19 protein-coding genes are annotated in these 20,813 nt (G+C 50.2%); 6 read left to right on the forward strand and 13 right to left on the reverse strand.

Going from position 1 to position 20,813, the window contains the following annotated elements; genetic code table 11:
• Positions 1 to 7: 7 nt before the first annotated feature.
• Together DEV76_RS02070 and DEV76_RS02075 are read left to right on the forward strand one after the other, a co-directional pair.
• Positions 8 to 1,522, forward strand: coding sequence for a RagB/SusD family nutrient uptake outer membrane protein (locus DEV76_RS02070; protein WP_109694599.1), 1,515 nt, complete (start codon positions 8 to 10; stop codon positions 1,520 to 1,522).
• A gap of 66 nt (positions 1,523 to 1,588) precedes the next feature.
• On the forward strand, positions 1,589 to 3,400 hold the full coding sequence (locus DEV76_RS02075) for an alkaline phosphatase (RefSeq protein WP_109694601.1): 1,812 nt from the start codon (positions 1,589 to 1,591) through the stop codon (positions 3,398 to 3,400).
• Here the strand turns inward: DEV76_RS02075 and DEV76_RS02080 are convergent.
• Entirely contained in the window at positions 3,391 to 3,819 is a 429-nt protein-coding gene (locus DEV76_RS02080) for an SRPBCC family protein (RefSeq protein ID WP_109694603.1), read from the reverse strand. The genes DEV76_RS02075 and DEV76_RS02080 overlap by 10 nt on opposite strands.
• A 163-nt stretch (positions 3,820 to 3,982) precedes the next feature.
• On the opposite strand from DEV76_RS02080, the gene DEV76_RS02085 reads away from it, so the two are divergent.
• Complete coding sequence (locus tag DEV76_RS02085; protein ID WP_157962669.1) at positions 3,983 to 4,459, forward strand: hypothetical protein; 477 nt, start codon at positions 3,983 to 3,985, stop codon at positions 4,457 to 4,459.
• On the opposite strand, the gene DEV76_RS02090 is transcribed toward DEV76_RS02085, so the two are convergent.
• From DEV76_RS02090 to DEV76_RS02100, 3 genes are all read right to left on the reverse strand, one after another.
• Entirely contained in the window at positions 4,460 to 5,311 is an 852-nt protein-coding gene (locus tag DEV76_RS02090; RefSeq protein ID WP_109695360.1) for a dienelactone hydrolase family protein, read from the reverse strand. It lies immediately after the preceding gene.
• 112 nt (positions 5,312 to 5,423) lie between these two features.
• Positions 5,424 to 5,864, reverse strand: a complete 441-nt coding sequence (locus DEV76_RS02095; RefSeq protein ID WP_109694607.1) for a carboxymuconolactone decarboxylase family protein — start codon at positions 5,862 to 5,864, stop codon at positions 5,424 to 5,426.
• Between the two features lie 68 nt (positions 5,865 to 5,932).
• Positions 5,933 to 6,508, reverse strand: a complete 576-nt coding sequence (locus tag DEV76_RS02100; RefSeq protein ID WP_109694609.1) for a Crp/Fnr family transcriptional regulator — start codon at positions 6,506 to 6,508, stop codon at positions 5,933 to 5,935.
• A gap of 72 nt (positions 6,509 to 6,580) precedes the next feature.
• On the opposite strand from DEV76_RS02100, the gene DEV76_RS02105 reads away from it, so the two are divergent.
• Both DEV76_RS02105 and DEV76_RS02110 read left to right on the forward strand, forming a co-directional pair.
• On the forward strand, positions 6,581 to 7,486 hold the full coding sequence (locus tag DEV76_RS02105; RefSeq protein WP_109694611.1) for a bestrophin family protein: 906 nt from the start codon (positions 6,581 to 6,583) through the stop codon (positions 7,484 to 7,486).
• Positions 7,487 to 7,549: 63 nt separating this feature from the next.
• Complete coding sequence (locus tag DEV76_RS02110; RefSeq protein ID WP_109694613.1) at positions 7,550 to 8,554, forward strand: helix-turn-helix transcriptional regulator; 1,005 nt, start codon at positions 7,550 to 7,552, stop codon at positions 8,552 to 8,554.
• A gap of 338 nt (positions 8,555 to 8,892) precedes the next feature.
• Here DEV76_RS02110 and DEV76_RS02115 read toward each other — a convergent pair whose 3' ends face one another.
• From DEV76_RS02115 to DEV76_RS02130, 4 genes are all read right to left on the reverse strand, one after another.
• Positions 8,893 to 9,834, reverse strand: coding sequence for an alpha/beta hydrolase (locus DEV76_RS02115; RefSeq protein ID WP_109694615.1), 942 nt, complete (start codon positions 9,832 to 9,834; stop codon positions 8,893 to 8,895).
• A gap of 5 nt (positions 9,835 to 9,839) precedes the next feature.
• Positions 9,840 to 10,454, reverse strand: coding sequence for a hypothetical protein (locus tag DEV76_RS02120; protein ID WP_157962670.1), 615 nt, complete (start codon positions 10,452 to 10,454; stop codon positions 9,840 to 9,842).
• Between the two features lie 86 nt (positions 10,455 to 10,540).
• A complete protein-coding gene (locus DEV76_RS02125) occupies positions 10,541 to 10,711 on the reverse strand; it encodes a phosphatidate cytidylyltransferase (RefSeq protein WP_109694619.1) in 171 nt (56 codons plus the stop codon).
• Positions 10,712 to 10,824: 113 nt separating this feature from the next.
• Complete coding sequence (locus tag DEV76_RS02130; protein ID WP_198651912.1) at positions 10,825 to 11,934, reverse strand: FecR domain-containing protein; 1,110 nt, start codon at positions 11,932 to 11,934, stop codon at positions 10,825 to 10,827.
• A gap of 391 nt (positions 11,935 to 12,325) precedes the next feature.
• On the opposite strand from DEV76_RS02130, the gene DEV76_RS02135 reads away from it, so the two are divergent.
• Positions 12,326 to 12,904, forward strand: coding sequence for an RNA polymerase sigma factor (locus DEV76_RS02135; RefSeq protein ID WP_109694623.1), 579 nt, complete (start codon positions 12,326 to 12,328; stop codon positions 12,902 to 12,904).
• A gap of 3 nt (positions 12,905 to 12,907) precedes the next feature.
• On the opposite strand, the gene DEV76_RS02140 is transcribed toward DEV76_RS02135, so the two are convergent.
• From DEV76_RS02140 to DEV76_RS02165, 5 genes are all read right to left on the reverse strand, one after another.
• Positions 12,908 to 13,723, reverse strand: coding sequence for an alpha/beta hydrolase (locus tag DEV76_RS02140; RefSeq protein ID WP_109695362.1), 816 nt, complete (start codon positions 13,721 to 13,723; stop codon positions 12,908 to 12,910).
• A 54-nt stretch (positions 13,724 to 13,777) separates the two neighbouring features.
• On the reverse strand, positions 13,778 to 14,374 hold the full coding sequence (locus tag DEV76_RS02145; RefSeq protein ID WP_157962671.1) for an RNA polymerase sigma-70 factor: 597 nt from the start codon (positions 14,372 to 14,374) through the stop codon (positions 13,778 to 13,780).
• Between the two features lie 204 nt (positions 14,375 to 14,578).
• Positions 14,579 to 15,769: a thioredoxin family protein gene (locus tag DEV76_RS02155; protein WP_157962672.1), complete on the reverse strand. Its 1,191-nt coding sequence runs from the start codon at positions 15,767 to 15,769 to the stop codon at positions 14,579 to 14,581.
• Positions 15,770 to 15,857: 88 nt separating this feature from the next.
• Entirely contained in the window at positions 15,858 to 17,306 is a 1,449-nt protein-coding gene (locus DEV76_RS02160) for a RagB/SusD family nutrient uptake outer membrane protein (protein WP_198651913.1), read from the reverse strand.
• A gap of 11 nt (positions 17,307 to 17,317) precedes the next feature.
• A complete protein-coding gene (locus DEV76_RS02165) occupies positions 17,318 to 20,785 on the reverse strand; it encodes a SusC/RagA family TonB-linked outer membrane protein (RefSeq protein WP_157962673.1) in 3,468 nt (1,155 codons plus the stop codon).
• Between the last annotated feature and the right edge of the window lie 28 nt (positions 20,786 to 20,813).

A 20,813-nucleotide genomic window follows, 5' to 3' on the forward strand; every position in this document is an offset into this window, starting at 1 on the left:
GACTAACATGAAATCAGTGATCCGATATATGCTGGCAGGTTCTATAGCCATGGGGCTTACCACCGCCTGCACCAAACAACTGGAGCTTTCGCCGGAAGGCACTCCCACCACCAACAACTTCTGGAAATCCGAACTGGATGCTATTTCCGGAGCCAATGCCATGTACCTGCCATTAGACGATGAAAACTTCTACGGCCGTGGTTACTGGTGGTTCATTAATGCCAGCGACGATATGGTTACCGGCCGTATCAAAGCCGAGGCTGATAACATTAAGAACTTCAACCGCAGCTTTATCGGCGGCTCCTACACCGAAGGCCAGTGGCGCATGCGTTATAGCATTATTAAACGCGCCAACGATGTCATCAACCGCGTACCTGCCATCACCATGAACGAGGCCACCAAACGCCGCGTAATAGGTGAAGCGTACTTCATGAGCGGACTGATGTACTTTGAGCTGGCATATGCTTATGCAGACGAGAAGGCAGGTGTACCTATCGTACGCCGCGATCAGCCGCTCGACGAGAAGCCCATCCCACGCGCAGCCAACATCTCTGCCAACTGGGATTATATCGAAAGCGAGCTGAAACAGGCATCTGCTCACCTGCCCTGGTTCCAGGACCTGGCACCGGCAGACTATGGCCGGCCGCATAAATCCGCAGCCCTTGGCTTCCTCGCCAAAATGTACCTCTACAAGAAGGACTGGGTGAAAGCAGAAGCTTATTGCGACTCCCTCATCCTCAGTGGCCGTCATAAACTGCTGGATAACTTCTCCGATGTATTTACCATCGCCAACAACTGGTCGGCCGAATATATCTGGAGCGCCTATTCCACTTCCAAGGGTAATGGCGGCTTCGGCAGCATCCTGCCCGGTGTTATGCTTGAGAATAAAGGCTGGGGTAAATACAATGGCTGGGGTTACTACATGCCCACCAAAGAGTTGTATGACAGCTATGACCCGTCAGACAAGCGCCGTGCTGCCACCATCCTCGCTCCCGGTAACAGGTTCAAATTCTGGGGCGATTCTGTAACCTACAATTCGCTGAACAGCCTTTCTGGTTACCAGTTCAACAAATACATGGAGCCATTTACCTATGCAGATGGTGTACATGCCAGCAAAAACGGAGACCATCCTACCACTGACCTGTGCCTGCCACTGCTCCGTTATGCTGAGATCTATCTCATCAAAGCGGAAGCCCGCCTCATGCAGGGTAAAAACGCAGATACGGAGTTGAATGCCGTGCGGAAACGTACCGGTCTTGGCAACCTCAACAATGCCACCCTTGCCGATCTGAAGAAAGAGCGCAGGCTGGAACTGGCCGGCGAATGGTCTAACCGCCATGCCGACCTCGTACGCTGGGGAGATGCTCAGGCAGCATATTCCAAGGCACTCCATGGTGCTAACGGCAGCGTGATCTGGCCGGCCCGTACTTTCGACCCGGCAAGGCACCACATATGGCCCGTACCACAAAGCGAGATCGACAACAGCGGCGGCCTCATATTCCAGAATGCCGGCTGGAAATAATTAATTCTTCATTACGATTTACTGCAAACTCCCGTTATAGCGGGAGTTTGCTATTTTTAAGTACCGATGAAACACATATTCACCTCCCTTTTGCTCTCTTTGAGCTTCTGCGGCGCACAAGCACAGTACACCGCCGGCAATGCCCATTCGCATAACGATTACCAGCAGGCCATCCCATTCGAAAAAGCATACACCCTGCACTTCGGATCTATCGAAGCGGATGTGTTCTGGCAAAACGGCGAACTCTATGTAGCACATACCCTGCAGGAGATCGATACGAATAAGACGCTGCGTAAGCTATATCTGGAGCCCCTCCGTGCAAAGGCCCAGGCAAAATCAGGCGTGTTCGGTGAAACGAAACAGCATCTTCAGATCCTTATAGATTTTAAAACTGCCGCAGCACCTACCATGACTACCCTGCTCAACCAGCTCGCTGATTATCCGGAACTGACGGGCAACGGCAAACTGGTGTTTACGATCAGCGGTAACCGTCCACCGCAACAGCAATGGCACACTTACCCGGCTTACATTCAATTTGATGGAAGACCCGGTGTAAGCTATACCGCAACTGAGCTAAAGAAGCTGGCCCTAATCAGCGATAACTTCAGGAACTATAGTCAGTGGAACGGGAAAGGCATTCCCGTAGCTGCAGATCTTGCACGTATTGAGAAAGTGATTGCGCAGGCGCATGAGACAGGAAAGAAATTCAGGTTCTGGGGCACGCCCGATGATGTGAACACCTGGAAAACCATGATGCGACTGGGCGTGGATTACATCAATACCGACCAAACGGACGCACTGGCCACTTACCTCCGTACCCGTGTACAGGCGCAGTATCAGGCAGATTCCGGATATGCGCTGTATAAACCTGCCTACCGGAATAACGACCGCCAAAGCAAGGTAAAAAATGTAATTCTCCTTATTGGCGACGGCATGGGCCTCGCACAGATCTATGCCGGGTATACAGCAAATTACGGACAGCTGAACCTGTTCAACATGCTGAATATCGGTTTCAGTAAAACTGCTTCGTCTGACAGCTATATCACTGACTCTGCTGCCGGTGGTACAGCCATGGCTTCGGGGAAGAAAACGAATAACCGCTCGGTGGGCGTGGATAATACAGGAGCACCAATACCCGCCATCCCTGACCTTATTGCGCCTTTTGGAATGAAGAGTGCCCTCATCAGCTCGGGCGATGTAACAGACGCTACGCCCGCTGCATTCTACGGTCATTCCGCAGAGCGGGACCATCATGGTGAAATAGCCCGAGGATTACTGGAAAGCCCTGTAAGCATCCTCATCGGTGCCGGCCAGCAACATTTTGAAGGCATGTGGGAAACACTCCGCAACAAAGGGTATACCATCGAATACCGCCTTTCCGCACTCGACACTATCCGTAACAACAAATATATTGTACTGGCCGACAGTGCACAGCTGCCCATGGCGCAAGGCCGGGGCGCTTTCCTTACCAAATCACTGCAGGCTGCCATCACAACGCTGCAACGCGAAAAGAAAGGGTTCTTCATCATGGAAGAATCCGCACAGATCGATTGGGGAGGGCACCGTAATTCCGTTGCTTACCTCACCACCGAAATGCTCGACTTCGACCGCGCCATCGGTGAGGCCATGCGCTTTGCCGACAGCAATGGGGAAACACTCGTGATCGTAACGGCAGACCACGAAACCGGAGGCCTCACCCTCCTCGATGGAAATATCGCAAAAGGGTATGTAGACGGGCACTTCAGTACCAACGACCATACAGCCGTAATGGTACCCGTGTTCGCTTACGGGCCGCACTCTGGCGATTTCCGTGGTGTATATGAGAACACGGAGATCTTTGCGAAGATCATGGCCATTATCCGGCGCTATCAGAAATGACGGCGCTGAAAGGGTGCCCCCTCTCCCGTTTCACAATACAATTTCAGGCTATAAAGGAACCATGCCCAGTTGTAATTGCAATACCGGTAAAACTCCGTCAGCTCACGCCAGTTGCTGTGCTTCAGTACTACGGCAGTATGCTTCTGCCGCTGCTCAATATCGAATGAAAGGAAGGTACCGATCCACTCCTGGTCAGAGTCTACACACTCCCATCGTATGCGGTTTGGCCTGCTCATGGCCAGCACCTTGAAACGGGTGTTGTAATTGTCGTTGAAATCAAATTCATTGATAAAACCGGCTTCTGGTTTCACCACCAGCTTCTCGGTCCATATTTCGGCAAGACCCGCTTTGGTGGTTAATGCATCAAATACTTTGTCGGCCGTGGCTTTTACATACTGGATATGCTCAATGTTATACATAGTTGGATGAAATTGAATGTACAGTCTATACGTATTACAAAAAAGCTAATATTATTTCCAACACGAAAGTGCTATCATGATATGGCAGGAATCAAGTAAATTACAAATACCGGCTTATCATCAACCAGGATCTAAATCTACTTACTCCCCAATCCACGAATCAATGACCACTTCAGATTCCGTCCAGACAACGAGATTTATTACAGGAGCACTCTACGCAGGGCTCCTTGTCTTTTTACTGGACGGAACTGCAGCGGTGATACAAACAGACTTCAGGGCAGACCGTGTGTTCAAATACGTTGCCAGTGCCGTAGCCGGCAATGCTGCTTTTGCCGGAGGCGGTGTATTTATTGTTCTGGGGCTCATCCTCCACCTGCTGGTTTCTTTTGGATGGAGCCTGATATTCTTCCTGTTATATCCAAAACTCCCGCTGCTGCAGGGCAACCGGTGGCTGACAGGATGCCTTTACGGTATCGTTGTTTGGGCATTCATGCGCTTTATAATTGTACCACTGTCGCTTGCACCACAGGGAGCCCTAACCCTGCAGGCAGCTTTAACAGCCATTGCAATTCACATGGTTTGCGTAGGGCTTCCCATTTCACTTACTGCATGGTACTGGTTCCGCCGCCCGCAGGCCTGATCAGGTCAGTGTTTCTTTAAAAACTTTCAATGTTCTTTCCCAGGCAAGCTTCGCCGCAGCTTCGTTGTAACGTGCTGCAGAGGTATCGTTATGAAATGCATGTTGCGTACCGGGATAGATGAATAGTTCGTATTGAGTACCCGCAGCTTTCAGCGCGGCTTCATATGCGGGCAGTCCTGCATTTACCCGCTCATCCGTTTCCGCATAATTCAACAGGAGGCGGGCTTTGATCTTAGGTACATCAGCCGGATCGGCCTGCATACCATAGAAAGCCACAGCGGCATTCAGCTGCGGGTCATTCACTGCCAGCTGGTTAGCCATTGCGCCGCCCCAGCAAAAGCCCACACATCCTGTTTTACCATTTGCATCGGAACGTTTACGCAGGTAGTCGAACGACAGGAGGTAATTACGGAGATTCTGCGCTTTATCGAGCTGACCGATTTTTGTACGTGCTTCATCTTCATTAGCAGGTGTACCACCAAAAACCGAGAGTGCATCCACTCCCAGTGCATTATATCCTGCTTCGGCCACACGCCGTGTTACATCTTTGATATGCGGTGTAAGACCCCGGTTTTCATGTATTACGATCACACCGCCGCGCTTACCTTCTGCTTTAGGCCGCACGAGGTAAGCTTTCATGGTTACACCGTCACCAGGGTAGGAAACTTCCTCCTCCACCAGATCAGCCCGCAGCGGTGCAGCAGCACGGGCGTAATTGGATTCAAGCAGCGGAAGTATTGCCATGGCAGCAGCCAGGGTACCGGTGAGCTTCACCAGCCGGCCGAGAAACTCATCGCGGCGGAGCGGCCGGTGGGTATACTCGTCGAAAAGGTCAATGATACGTTGATCCATATGAAACAGGGTTTTCTTCAAGATAAAATATTTTTACCGGAACGGAAAGCGGGCGCCCTGTATAAAGGCGCCCGCTTTTGTTAATACGAAACAGCAGAAGCAGCGGGTTTAGTTAATGCAGCGCAGGCTTCATATGGGTTGATACGCCTATGCGGTTCCAGGCATTGATGACAATCACAGCCATAATCAGCTGTGCCAGATATTCTTCATCGAAAACACGGGCTGCACGGGCATATGTTTCGTCAGACAATCCCTGCGGGATCAGTGTCACTTCCTCCGTAACAGCCAGAATTGCCTGTTCCTCTTCCGTAAAGAAATCAGTTTCCCCCCAGTTGGTAAGGGCAAACAGCTGCCGGATGGAAGCACCCTGCGCAATTGCGTCCTGCGTATGTTTATCGATGCAATAGGTACACCCATTTATCTGTGAGGCGCGGATACGGACCAGTTCATGATGCAGGGGGCTGAGGCGGGTAGTAGTCAGATAATTTTCCAAACCCACTACGGCGGCGTAGCCTGCGGGTGCCAGTTTTTTAATGTTGATTCTTTGAGACATGATGTATCGTTTTAGGATACAAAGATCAGATGGAAAGCAGACTCCTTTTCTTGAACTGGTTCAAGAAATCATCCATTACGTTTGGCGCGTATCTTACTGAGGAATTCAGGTGTAAAACCGAGGTACGATGCCAGCATGTATTGCGGTACCCGCTGCACGAATTCCGGGAACGACTGCCGGAAATGCTCGTACCGCTCTTCGCCCGAGTGCATGAAAATGTAAGTGACCCTTTGCAGTGCCGCCGCCAATGCCTTCTGGCTGATGATGCGGAAATACCTTTCCAGCTCCGGCAGCTCTTGGAACAATGCATCCTGCCGGTTGCGGTACAACACAACACATTCCGTATCTTCAATTGCCTGAATACTGTATTCAGAAGGCCGTTGCGATTCGAGGCTGAAGTAATCCGTGATCCACCAGTTTTCTATCGCGAAGTGATTGATGAGTTCCGAATCTTTTTCTGTGATCAGGAACGACCGGCAACAACCTTTTGCTATAAAAAAGTTGGCATTGCATACCTGGCCGGCTTTGAGCAGGAACTCTTTTTTACGGAAGGCGCGGACCTCCAGATAGTCTGCCAGGATAGCTTCTGCTCCTTCAGGGAGGGTAGCGAATTTTCGGATGTGTGCCGTGAGTTCGGGAAACATGAAAGCAAAATAATCTTTTCACGGCAACAAACCGGGGCCGGATATTGTAATTCAAATACCAAATGCCCGCATATGCTTCTACGCGACCAACTATCGCTGTTACAGATTTTCCGGATGACCTGGAAGCTGGATATTACGATGATCATTTTCTGCACGCTTGCCTATTTTACGGACATCTACTGGCTGCGCGACCACATATCCATCCCCATCAGTATTACGGCCGTATTGGGCACCGCACTGGCCTTTTTCATCGGGTTCAACAATAACCAGGCATATGACAGGTGGTGGGAAGGCCGGAAGATTTGGGGAGCGCTGGTAAATGATTCCCGGACCTGGGCACGTAACCTGATAACATTCTGTGAAAGCGATGATCACGGACAGGCCACCACGCTGGCGCGCCGCATGGTATTCCGCCACCTGGCCTTTGTATATGCACTGAAGTCGGCTTTACGGAAAGACGGAGATACTTACTACGAGGGATATCTTAGTCCGGAGGAAACGGAATCAGTATCGAAGAGTAAAAATGTACCCAACGCTGTGCTCAATCTGCAGGCAACAGACCTTCGCACATTGCGCGACCTGCAGGCGGTAGACGGATTCCTGTTTCGTGACATCAACAGCAGGCTCACTGCATTCACCGACCAGCTGGGAATGTGCGAGCGTATCCGCAACACCGTTTTCCCGCCCAGTTACCTTTTCTTTACACGGGTATTCATTTGGTTTTATGTGATGATGACCACTTTCAGCCTGTCGGAAAACATAGGCCCCTGGGCTATTCTGTTCGGCTGGGCGGTAGGCTTCGTGTTCCATGTCACCCATCAGAACGGGCTGAGTATTATGGATCCTTTTGAAACCAATCCCATGTCACTGCCATTGAATAGCATCAGCCGCACGATCGAGATTAATATGCTTGAAATGCTGGGCCATTCCCCCCTCCCTTCCCCCGTAGAGCCGGTAAGTAAACAGTACCTTTTGTGATGTGGGGATTCCGAATTATTATCGTAATTTACGGGTACCAGTCCTCAGCCAAACTGTTATCCTATGTCAGAGATAGAATATCCTGCTATCATGAATTTTGACGTACCGGAGCATCTGAAAAGTCGTATCATCGAATCAGACCGGTTACCGTCTCAATACCAGCCCCATCACGTTCCGGGCACCACAGTCACCTATAAGGAAGGCCCCTTCGGCGCATATTTTAAACAGGAGTATGCATGTCCAAACTTCGTTATCGGGTGGCTTAATTTCGACATTAAAGAACATGTGTTTCTTTATCCAATTACCCAAAAACCTTTGCTGGCCTTATATACCGGCTTTGATGGGGATATACCCTGCGAGCTGCAGGGCTCAGCGGAAAAACTGATGCTCCCTGAAAAGAAATTTGCGTTCTACTATGTACCTCCAATGGCGTTTAACCGCGCTGAATTCGCACCCGGGCATTATACATCCGTGTACGTTTCCTTTTCCAGTTCTTTCATGCAGATGTTCGCCAGCCAGCACGCAGAATACAAAGCCCTGGTAGAGAAACAATTGCGTGGAGAGCAGGATGGAGAACAGAAAAATCTTATCCTCTACAGCCATGAGGAAAAGGTAATTTTCAAAAAAATGCGCTCCTACGAAGGTGACCCTTCCATGTACGGCCCATTTATGCATGGCAACGTTACTTTACTAACCGCCCATTACTTCAATCACCTCCTCAAACGCCACCAGGTTCCCCAAACGCTGCTAAATGCCTGCGATTACATCCAGGAAAACCTGGGGGAAGATATTTCCACCACTACTATTGCCCGGAAAGTAGGATCGCATTCCCTGGCGCTCAACAAGTTGTTTAAAGACAACTACGGTAAAAACGTTCGCCAGTACCTCACGCAAAAGCGGCTGGAGGAAGCGGAGTACCGTCTCAAAACCACCAGTGAGCTGGTCTGGGAAATTGCCGCCTTTACCAATCTGACCGACGCATCGCACCTCGTACGCCTCATTCGTGCCAAACACGGTATTACCCCGGAGGAGTTCCGTGAGAAGCATAAACTTCACCAGGCAGGCTGATTAATTTCACTTCGTACAATTTCGCCCGCGGCATATACAATGCCGCATGGCGATCTTTTGCCATTTTTACAATACAAGGTAGAACGCCTGGCTGAGGCTGGACTACCAGGGAGAGAGGGCCCGGGCCCATCTTCCAATAACTGGTAATGCTTTTATAAAACTCTGTGAAACAATACGTTCGTATTTTTTTCCAGTTTAGCTTAAGACAAAGAAATCAGACAAGAATCCCCGTTCCCCAAATTAGACTTGAGACACCTGGAATAAAAAAGCCGGCGCTCTTGCACCGGCTTTTTGTATAAAAGGCATTGTACGAATTGTACAATCCGATTGTACGAATTTTATTCTTCCTTAATAAATTCCCGTAGCGCCGCCGTCCACTCCGGGCGGTAGCGCGACAGGAAGTTAACATGACCCGCCTCCGGGAATGTAACCAGCCGCTTCTTCCCTTTCAGATTCCCGAATACTGCATCTATCTCCCATCTTTCCACCCTTTCGTCTTTTTCACCATAAATCACCATGGCCGGCACACTTACTGATCTCGCATCTTCCATTGGCCTGTGACCAAAGCCCCAGAAACCGTGAATAGTGCCTCCCCAGAATACCACAAAGGCCGCCAGCGGTACCGGTGGCGCCCCTACGGAGCGGAAGCGGGCACTGGTAGCCTCATACAATGTGGCAAATGGCGCCTCCAGGATAATGCCTTTGGGCGACATGCCGCCGTCTTTCATTGCCTTCAGTACTGCCGCCGCCCCCAGGCTCGTTCCCAGCAGCCATATGCGGCGCTCCCCTTTAGCATAGAGATAATCATAAGCCGCTTTCACATCCCGGCTTTCCTTAAAGCCTACCGTGGTGTAATTACCTCCCGAGCCGCCGCTTCCGCGGAAGTCTACCAGCATTACATTAAATCCAAGTTCACGGAGGATCATTCCCCGGTCGATCATGCTGGATTTTTTACCGCTGTACCCATGGAAGAGCACTACGGTGCCTTTTGCGCGAGGAGTACGTACCATCCATGCTTCCAGCGGGTAATCGCTTTGCAGCGTTATCGTTTCGTAAGGTACGGGGGGCACCCCGCGGTTCACCGGTCTGGGGTTGTCTACTCCCACCACAACCGTTTTGATCTTACCCAGCACGGAGAGCTTCCGGGGATCGGTTCGGGGAGCGGTAGTACTGGTAAAATGAGTGAATTGCCAGGCGTGCCAGGCGCAGAACAGGTTCAGTAGAATAAAAAAGATGCCTGTACCCCAGGCCAGTCTTTTCCAGAAACGCTTACGCTTCATGTAGCTTATTTTGTCAGTTGCAGCACTTGCTTACGAAGGGTGAAATTTTCATCTTCCACATCCTCCTGCCAGTAATATACAGTATCATTTTCAAGTACGATACGCGCCCGCAGGGCGGAATCGCTCATATATTCCCCAGCCGTGGGCACCATCCATGGCCCGGCAATACGCTTCCATCCATCGGGAGCCAGCGTCCAGGTGGCGATGCTGTGAACGGTACCATGAAGGGGACTGTGAAAAATAGACATCTCAGGTATGCCATCGCCATTGAGATCGCCTTCGGGTATGAGCCGGAAGCGGTTTTGGATCTCTTTCATGGGAGGGATAGCAGCGGAATTAAACTTCACGGCAAAGATGTGAGGCTCATCACCGTCTTCCGACATCCTGACAACTTCGCGCCAGGCAGAATCAATAATACCATCTCCATTGAAATCACCGGAAATACCGATGGCTTCATCAGGTTCATTTTCCACTACCGGTTCGGCTGGGAGGGTGGTGACTGCCGGGGGCAATGCCTGAATTGCAGGCGTGTCTTTAACCACGGGAGGCTGTTGCTGTGCAACGGGTTGCTGGCAGGCAAACAGGAAGGCTAAAGGGATGACGGGTAAGAAATATCGCATGGTATCCGGGGCAGCAGGCAAGGTGCTGCTACCGGACATGCAAATTAATTGTTTGGCGGGAAACGGTCAATTCAGACCCAGGGAAATTAATCTTTCCGGCCACCCCGGGTAAAGAGGAAGATGATGAGGCCTAATACAAGGGCAACAAGGATGAGGCCAGTCCATACACCGGCTTTGAAGATGCCACCAACGATTTCACAGCTGGATAAAGTCATGGAAATGAGCGCGATGATAAAGAGGGATATGCTTTTGTTCATAAGTTTTTTCTTTTACGGAATCACATACTGTGCCGAAAGGCAGAATGGTGCCGTAATGGGGCCTGCATGGAAAACAGAAAGGTGAAGTGGTGGAAGAAATTCCACAGGCGGGGTTATTTCACGTGCAGCTCGTTGCCTTTCCAGTAGAAGGTAACATCGCCGGTGAGGTTGATCACGTCTATAAATTCCTGGATGGGCTGATTACGGTCGAGGCGGCCCCAGAGGCGTTCACGGCCTATGCCGGGGGCATCAAGCCGGATCTGGATATTGAACCAGCGGTCGAGCATTTCCGCGATTTCGTCTACAGTGGCGTTTTCGAAGTAGTGGACGCCTGTGCGCCAGCTGAGGGTGCGGTTGGGATCGAATGCTCCTACTTTAATGGACTCGCCGGCATTTACAAGGGCTTCGCTGCCGGGGTTCAGTTCAATACGGTCTACCCCTGATTTCACGGCTACTTTACCGGAAATGAGAGAGGCTACCATTTTATGCTGCGTGTAAGCATTAACATTAAATTCAGTACCAAGCACCTGTACGTCACCCTGAGGGGTATGGACGGTAAAGGGGTGTTTGGGGTCTCCTTTCACTTTAAAGTAGGCTTCACCGGCTTCGAGGAATACTTCGCGCTGGCGGCCGTTCTCAAATCTGAATTTGAGGCGGGAGCGGGAGTTGAGCCAAACGGAGGAGCCGTCTGTCAGTTTCACCTGGTAATCGAGGCGGGCGGGTACCACGAGGGTGGTCCATCCGTCGGCCGGCGGCTTTTCACTGTCCAGTTCCAGTACGCGGTTATTATTAGTGAAGCTGGCACCGGTGGAATGGTGCTGCTGAAGGCCGGTATCCTTGAGGGCGATGGTGGTCCCGTCTTCCAGAACAAGGGAGGCGCTACCGCCTTCACCGGTCATGGCGACGGGGGACATATGAACGGGAGAGGGTTTAACCCAGGTGAAATATACGATCCCTGCAATGAGGGCTGCTGCGGTGGCGGAGAGGATAGAGCGGACGATGGTACGGCGGTGGCGGCGCTGCATGTCATATTCACGGTCGTATACGTCGAGGAGACCGGCGTTCACGTCGAAAGACGTGAATGCATCGCGGAGCTCGTCCTTCGGGAGGGAAAGGAGCTCTTCCCGGAGGGAGCGTGCATCGGGGTCAGCTTCGAGGATTGCGTCTAATTCCTGCTGTTCTTCAGGCGTTATCTGCCCAAGGATCTGTCGGATTATCAGCAATCGTATATACAAGTTATCTTCCATGCATGAATTGGTCTATGTTAATAGATGCATATTGCAGGGTGAAGGGTGAATCTGTGCCTTAAATAAATCCAGGAAGGCCGGACATCCGTAAATATAAGCAGAGAATCAATATTTCACAGATCAATTCTAACGGATACGGTTGTTGGGTTATAACCCAATGTTAACAATTTCATAACTAATTATTAAGACCGTTTTCCCGAATTTAGACAAGGACAGTAAACTTGCCCGGCCAATTTTCGTTGGGACACTTTCGAGACTGCACCTTATACTATATAGTTTCTCCACATCCAAGCTTAAGACAGTATTAAGACGCCGCCAGCGGCAGTTAAAGACAAAACTGATACTGTTACTTTAAAAATCTGCAACCGTGGAGGACCAAGAACTTATTCAGCAACTGCAGGAAGGTAATGTGGAAGCCTTTAATCAGGCCTACAAGAAGTATGCTCCTACCATGCTCACCATCGCATATACTTTTATGCGTGACAAGGATGACGCAGCCGATGTGGTGCAGGACTGCTTTGCTACACTGCTGCACAAGCCGCAGCTCTGGAAATCTATTCGCGATATCCGCTGGTACCTCATGCGCATGGTGCAGAACCAATGCCTGGGTGTAATCAGAAAAAGAGATGTGCAGCACCAGAAAGACGAGGTCTTTCAATACTACAACAAATCCGCAGCGGAAGACGTTTCCCTCCCGGAATCCTACAACAATTCAAACCCACAGGAAAAAGAAAATAAGGTAGTATCCTGGCTCGGCTCTCTCAGCCCGCAACGTAAACGTGCCATGGAACTCGTTTACCAGCAGGAACTCTCCTACCAGGAAGCTGCCCTCAAAATGGGAATCAGCAAACAAAGCGTGAAAACACACCTCCGCTATGCCAAACAAATCCTGAAATCAAAAATGACGACCATCCTCCTGGCCGCCTCTATCCTCATGCTCGGATAAGCATCAGTTCCCGAAAAAACGATGCATATACAATAACTGATACTGGATTGCATTACCCCAGTATGCCCAATTATGCGCCCCCGGACGAACCAGATAGTCGTGCGGGATATTCCTGTACGCCAGCTCAGCGTGCAGCTTCTCATTTACACCAAAAAAGAAATCCTCCGTCCCGCAGTCAATCACCAGCGCCAGCGATCCCCCTGTCAGCAAATGCAACTGGTTCATCACAGTATGCTCTTCCCAACGCTTCGGCTGCTCCGCATAAGTCCCCAGCCGCTTCGACATATCCCAGTTCTTCGGAAAAGGCCTGATATCCACCCCGCCACTCATGCTCCCCGCAGCACCATACACATCCTGGTGACGCATCCCCAGATACAGCGCTCCATGCCCTCCCATACTCAAACCGGTAATCGCACGCCCTTTGGGATTCGCAATCGTTTTATACTTCCCGTCTACCCACTTCACCAGCTCATCCGAAACATACGTTTCATACTGGTACGATTTATCGGCCGGACTGTTCCAGTACCAGCTGCTAAACCCGCCGTCGGGGCAAACGATGATCATGTTGTATTTGTCTGCCAATGCGGAAACCTCCGGTACTTTCTTCACCCAGTCGGCATAATTACCACTGTAACCATGCAGAAGGTATACTACCGGCAGCGGTGTGTTCCCTGCATTATCGGGCGTTATCACCACGGCGGGAATATTCTTTTTCATGGCAGCGCTCCAGGTGCTCACGGTATCCACTTTCGCGGCGGATGCAGGAATAACAGCCACCAGCAACAGCGCGGCCATCATCGTAAATATCGATGGTTTCATGATAAACGTTTTTGCGGCTATCAATATACAGCGGGAATCGTTCTTTTCAAATGTTTAGAGGTGGCGGAGGCCTGATTGGGCTGCGAGTGCGAGGGAAAGTATCAGCGGGAAGGAGCCGTCCATCCCTTTCCGGATGGCCCGCAGCGACAGGGAGATTTTCTTTTCCACGGTCTTAATGGAGATACCGGTTTTTTCCGCGATCTGGCGGTAGGTAAGCCCCTCTTCCCGGCTCATGCGGAGTATACGGCGCTGATCTTCCGGCAGCCTGTCGAGCAATGTACGGACGATTCGTTCCATTTCACTGTAAAGCAGCGGCTCATGATGAATAAGATCCTGTGTGATGGAAGCCAGTCGGTCGTAAAAAGCAGTGTCTGACTGGAGGCGGTGCAGGGCTTTCAGCTCCTGGAAACGGACGGCCTGGTGGAGATAGGCGGCCAGTTTTTCTATTTGTGCTTCGTGCCGGCGGTTCCATAGGGATATAAACACTTCCTGAACAATATCCTGTGCCAGCTGGCCATCGTGCAACATAGCACTTGCCCGCTGGTAGAGTACTTTCCAGTAGCGTTGGTAGATTTCGGTAAAAGCTTCCTGATCATCCCCCTGCAGCATTTCATATAACTGCTCATCCGTATGTGTCGAATATGCCGGCATCAAGCCGTAAAAATACGCCATTTTCCGGCAATTCCGCTGCATGGATTACACGACTGCGCCCCTTCCCGCCTGCTACGGCGGCCCATTCCCGGGACAGGCGGCAACTCCGGCCATAGTTGTTAATCTTATCAGGAAATGCATTAACAAAAAAGGCCCCGGAGAAATCCGGGGCCGCGTTTTCGCATATATTATCAACCGTTATGCTTATATCTTTTCCAGTTCATCTACCAGCTCCTGTGCCAGCTTCTGAATCTTAGAAGTTTCGGCATCAGCGATCAGGCGTGCTTTGCGGGCTGCTTTCAGCCCTTCTTCCTTCTTTTTCATGGACAGGCAGATCCATCCGAAGGTGCTTTGCACACTGTACTCTTCCGGATCCAGCTGTACCGCCCTCTTCGCCAGTTTGTATGCCTGCGGGAGGTAAGGCTTCATTTTCTCATCCGGCTCCTTTTTACCGTTGATGCGGCGTGCAAGGAAGCTCAGTTTCTCCGCTTCACCTTTCAGGGGGCCTTTCATTGCCTTATCCGTTAATGCGATGTATTCTTTTACACGGCCCACACGCAGCAGGTACTCCGCCTCCAGCATCACTGCCTGGATCTGGCGGTCTTTAGACGGCGATTGGGAGAAATGCTTCAGTCCTTCATAGAAAGCAGCTTCATTACCTGCATATACATGCTGGTACAGCGTGCTGGACAGCAGGCGGTCGGTCAGGGTTTCCTGTTCGGCCGCTGGTGCAAAGTGCTTGAAATCACCTGCGTGAGCCAGGTAATATTTGCCCAGTTTATCGTTGCTGCTGCGTGCCAGGTTTTTGATCACTTTCCAGCCAAGGGGAGTGCTCAGTGTGCTGTCGGTCATCTTCGCCGTAATCTCAGCGGCTACCTTTTCTGAAGCCTGCCTGTCTGAACGGTTAAGCGCGAGGTAGTAGTTCAGCAGGAAAGGAACATCGCGCTGGCCATCCTGGTATCTTTTAGTTACGGCAGAAAGGCTGCGATCCGGATCAGCGGCCATACGGCCTTCTTCCAGAAATTCTTCTGCAGACATTTTAGAGCCGGTGCGGTGCACTACTTCTCCTTTTGCATTGATGAAGAGGTAGGTGGGGTACGATTGGATGCCGTATTTCTTCCGCAGTTCAATTCCTTCTCCCTTCTCCATGTCGAATTTCGTGTTCACGAACTGACCGTTGTAGAGGTCTGCCACTTCTTTGAGGACAAATACATTTTTATCCATCCATTTGCAGGGAGCGCACCAGGAGGTGTAGCAGTCGAGGAATACGAGCTTATTTTCTTTTGCGGCCTGTTCCAGCGTTTCGTTCCAGGTAGCGGTGCTGAAGCGGATGCCTTCCTGTGCGCGGAGGGTTACGGTGGCAAAAAGGGCGCAGATCAGTAAGAATGGTTTCATGATGACTTTTTTAGAAAAGGGCGCCGGAACATCCGGCGCCTTTGTGTTGTATGGGTTTGTCATTCGTGGTTAAGAAAGATGGTTGGCTTTATCTTTCATATTGCGGTATGCCGGGGTTCATAGACAGCACGCGTGGAGGAACCGGGAGGATGTACCGGTTATCGTTAGCGGGCAGTGTATATGTCTGGTCGGCATGCTTATGTGTTACAGTTTTCGCGAACCGGGGATCTTTGTTCAGTCTCTTCAGATCCACGAGGCGGTTAGAGCCTACAAAAGCCATTTCGCGACGGCGTTCATCGAGTACCATACGCAGGGCTATTTCTTTATCCGCAGCAACGAGTGGCTGATTATTGGCAATGCGGTAATCACGTAGACGGTTAATGAGCGTCATAGCCTTGTCTTTATCACCTACACGTGCTTCACACTCAGCTGCGGTCAGGATCACTTCGGGGGTGGAGAGGCCTACGTTGGCATCAACGTACGAAGCCCAGAGTACGCGTCCCGGGAAGTTGATTACCGAGGCGCCGAACTGCGCTTTACCGTCGCAATAAAACAGTTTATAGCGATAATCTTCCGAGGTAGCGGCCAGGTTGTTTTTATAGGTGGTGATCAGGTCTTCAGTTGCATACACTTCGGCAAACACTGTACCACTACTGGCTGTACCGAGTCGCACCCAGAGTGATTCGATATTCTTTTGCACCTCAGGGAATGCCGTGCTGTCAGACAGTTTACAAACCCTGCCGAAAGTCCCTTTCTTCGTAGTATAGATTTTATAATCCATCAATTGATTATTCAGCTTCAGGGCTTCATTTGCATTGAACAGTGCTTTCTGGTAATCGCCCATGTAGAGATACATACGGCTCAGAAAAGCGTATCCAACGCTTTTAGGAGGATGGAAGTTGTTAGGAACGCGTTCGGAAAGATCAGGAATTGCTTCGTCAAGATCCTTCTTTATCTGAGCATACACAGCAGCAACTGATACCCGCTCATATGTTGCATTTATGTCTTCCGAAAGAATCATTGGAACACCCAGGTCTTTATCAGCAGTTGCGGGATCATAATGTTTCGCATACAGGTTTACAAGTGTAAGGTATTCGAAAGCACGGCCCACGAGTGCTTCTGCCCTGATCCTGCGTTTATCTGTATCAGAACCGTCTTTAGCGGTCATTACGTTATTGATGATCGCATTGAAGGTGAAGATGTGCGAATAATTGGGTTCCCATTGCACATCCTGCTGCCCCTGCTCCATTACCTGCCCCTTTTCGAACGTATAGAGGTTTCTTTTGAACAATGAGTAAGTGCTGAAGCCGGCAGCCCGGTTTACATCATTATCCACGCCCGATTGAACATCATCAGTAAGGAACACGGGATATGCCGAAACTGCACGGTACAGATCCTGGCTGTTCAGTAATTTCTGATAATCTTCCACGAGCTCGGGAATGGTAAATCCTTTCGGCTTGATATCTAGGTACTTATTACAACCTGCGGCCAGCAGCATGGTTGCGCCAGCCAGGATGCCGTATATTGTTTTTTTCATCTTGCGCATGTTTAGAAAGTAAGGTTAAGGCCAAATGTATAACTGGGCGGCGCCAGGATGCCACGGGTCGGGTAGCTGGTCAGCGTCATGCCATTCCATACTTCCGGATCAAGATCCTGCGGATTGGCAGACCAGCGCCAGGGATTCTGTACCTGCATACTAACCCGGAGGCCCTGCACTTTATACTTATTCAGCAATTTAGAAGGCAGGCTGTATGCCAGTGTAACATCGCGGAGCTTTATATAACTGGCCTTAGCGATATGCGTATCGGCTGCATCCCATATCATGGTAGTACCAGACGGGGCCTGACGGAAATATGCAGGAGCCATATCCGGGATATTTTCATCTCCCGGATTACGCCAGTAATTCAGCGCAAGGCGATCCATATTGGTAGTGTAGTTCAACTCCGGTAAACGGGTCAGATAAGGTGCAATTACATCACGCATTACATGACCGCCATAGTGCATGAACATAAAGAACAATTCGAAGTTCTTGTACCTCACATTATTGATAAGTGAAGTGGAGAAGGGCGGTACCGTAGTACCTGAATTTACCAGGTCGTCTGTTGTCAGCTTACCTGCATCATTGACGATCTTACCGTCTTTCGTAAATGCCTGCGGCCGACCGGTATTATTGAGGCCTGCATATCGGATGCTGTAGAGCGTATTCATTGGAAGCCCCACTCTGTTCTGCGGGTTGTACACAAAGTCGATCACCTGGTTCGCAGATACATAGAGATCCGTAAGTTCGTTCTTATTGTAGTTGAAGTTGATGGTAGAGGTCCAACGGAAATCTTTCGTGCGGAGGTTCTGGCTTGTCAGTGAAACATCTACCCCACGGTTGAACATGGCGCCATAGTTCACCATTCTGTTCGACCATCCCTTTGTTGGATCTTCCTGAAGGTAACCCAGCAGATCACTGGTTGCTTTATTATAGAAGTCAACCGATCCGGACAGCTTTCCATTGAAAGTGCTGAAATCTATGCCCAGGTTTACCACTTTAGTTTTTTCCCAACGTAACTGATTGTTTGGCGGAGAAGTGATGCTTAACTGCGATTCATTGGTGTAATAGTTAGCCCCGCCGTCTCTGGCGATCATGTATGGGCCTGCGCTTTGTGACACATTCCCGTTAATGCCATATGTTACACGGGCAGCCATACGGTCAAGCCACGGAAGGTCATTCTCACTTATTACATACAGCAATCCGGCAGACCATAATGGGCGATATTGATACTTCGGATCAGTACCGAAGAGGTTGCTCTGGTCGATACGGATGGAACCTGTAGCCGTAAGTCTCTTATTGAAACTAAACGAGCCGTTACCAAAAAAAGACACATAACGGTTCTCTATATCGGAAAAACCTCTTTCCTTCTTCGACAAACGGAATTGATTGAAAAGCGCCTCAGTTCCCTGGATCGTTGTTCCAAGCATGGTGAGCTCGTCGATAGACTTATAGGAAAGTGAGAACTCATCGTATCCATATCTGTAGATATTGGTGGAAGCAGTACGTATGTTGCGGCGCTCAGCACCTGCCAGCAACTGCAGTTGATGCTTATTGGCGATCATCCGATTATAGTTCAGTTGCGCGCGCAGTGTATAGGAATTACGTGTGGATCGCGTTTCGTCATATTGCCCACCGGTGGGTACATATAAGGTGGCCTGCCCGTTTTTGATCAGGGTGGCATCATTCAGCATGGTGCGGACAAAATTCGAATTAGGTCGGTACAACTGGCTGTTCAGGCCGTCGGTACGCTCGTTCTGGTAACGTACATCCAGCGAAAGACCTTGAATGAGGCGAAGGTTAAGCCCAACATTAAGATTCAGGTAGTTAGATTTATCGAGGTAATGTTGTTGCCTGAGTTCGGATTGTGCATACATGGTTTCATCCTGCAGTTTCAGACCGTTCAACCGGTCTATTTCAAACTGTGATTTTGAACCATACCACTGTGCAGGGGAACCATCCGGATTGCGGAACATATAATAGCTCGCACGGCCGCCGTTTAACTGGCCATAGCCGTTGAAACCATTATCGTAATCGGCACGTGTATGACTGCCCAATACACCAACATCAAGCCTTGCCCACTTATTAAGCGTGAACATATTGCGGAGGTTGTACCCGAAACGGTCGTTTGACTGAACCTTTTCATAAGGGTTATCACGCAGGTAATTGACAGATAAATTGTATTGATGCTTATCAGTCCCCCCGGAAATGCTCATGTTATGCTGTTGTACCAGCGATGCCTTGCGCAGGAATTCGTCTTTCACCTGCTCATAGCGGTCACGGTTACGGTAAACATCCAGCTTCTTTTCCAGTTCGGAATCGGTGATATTGCCAGCTTTGCGTTCATAGAGCAACGCGTACACATCGTTCAGAAAACGGCGTTCGTCGAGGCCGGCATAGTCGTTAGACCAATAGGCGAACACATCACGCTGGAAATCTACTAGTTCAGCGCTGGACATGCGGTTCATATAGCTCCTGTCAGGCAGTGGGGTAACACGGAATGAACTGTTTACATTTACACGCATGGGACCCGGCTTACCCGCTTTTGTGGTGATCACCACCACACCATTCGCAGCACGGGCTCCGTAGATAGAAGCGGCTGACGCATCTTTCAACATGGTAACCGTGGCAACATCATTCGGGTTGATGGCAGCGATATTTCCTTCATAAGGAATACCGTCTACCACATACAACGGGCTCGAAATAGCGTTGAGGGTGGATACGCCCCGGATTTGAGGAACATTTTTATAATAAGTAAAACCAGGTGCCATGCCTTCCAGTTTCTCGAGAAGGTTCACCTGCATTTTGCTTTCAAGATCTTTCGCGGAAATGGTAGAGAAAGATCCTGCAGCACGCTCTTTGGAAATCGTGGTATACCCCGTACTAACAATCGAAACACCCTGCAGGCGCGAAGGCAGCAGTTCCAGTTTAATAGTCAGCACAGTTTCAGGACCTACTTTCACTTCTTTATCACTGTAACCCACATAGCGGATCACCAGCACATCGCCTGCATCAGCGGAGATAACGAATTTACCTACCACATCAGAAATGGCGGAACGCTGGGTTCCTTTTATCAGGATGGAAGCACCCGGCAGCGGCGTGCCATCGGTATCCGTAATGGTACCACTGATTTCTACTTTTACGGGCTTTAAAACCTCCATCGTGGCGGAAGGAGCATAATTAACAGGCTTTCTTTTTACAATCACCACCTTATCCACAATGGAATAGGTAAGCGGCTGGTCGCGGAAAGCGGCGCGAAGTGCAGATGGCATATCGGCACCATTCAGCTCGAGGTTAATAGCCTCCAGCTGGTGCAGATCTTCCTGGGAATACAGGAAAGAATACCCGGTTTGCTGCTCGATCAGGCGGAAAAGCTTATCCAGCGGAGCCTTTTTCAGCGAAAGGGTGACGTTTTGCCCGTAGGTACCGGCACTAACGGTCATACAGGCCATCAGCATAAATACAGTGGTCAGCTTCATAATCTTCCACATTTTGCTCCCGTGTAGC

This window comes from Chitinophaga deserti, assembly GCF_003149455.1.
GTDB classification, from domain to species: domain Bacteria; phylum Bacteroidota; class Bacteroidia; order Chitinophagales; family Chitinophagaceae; genus Chitinophaga; species Chitinophaga deserti.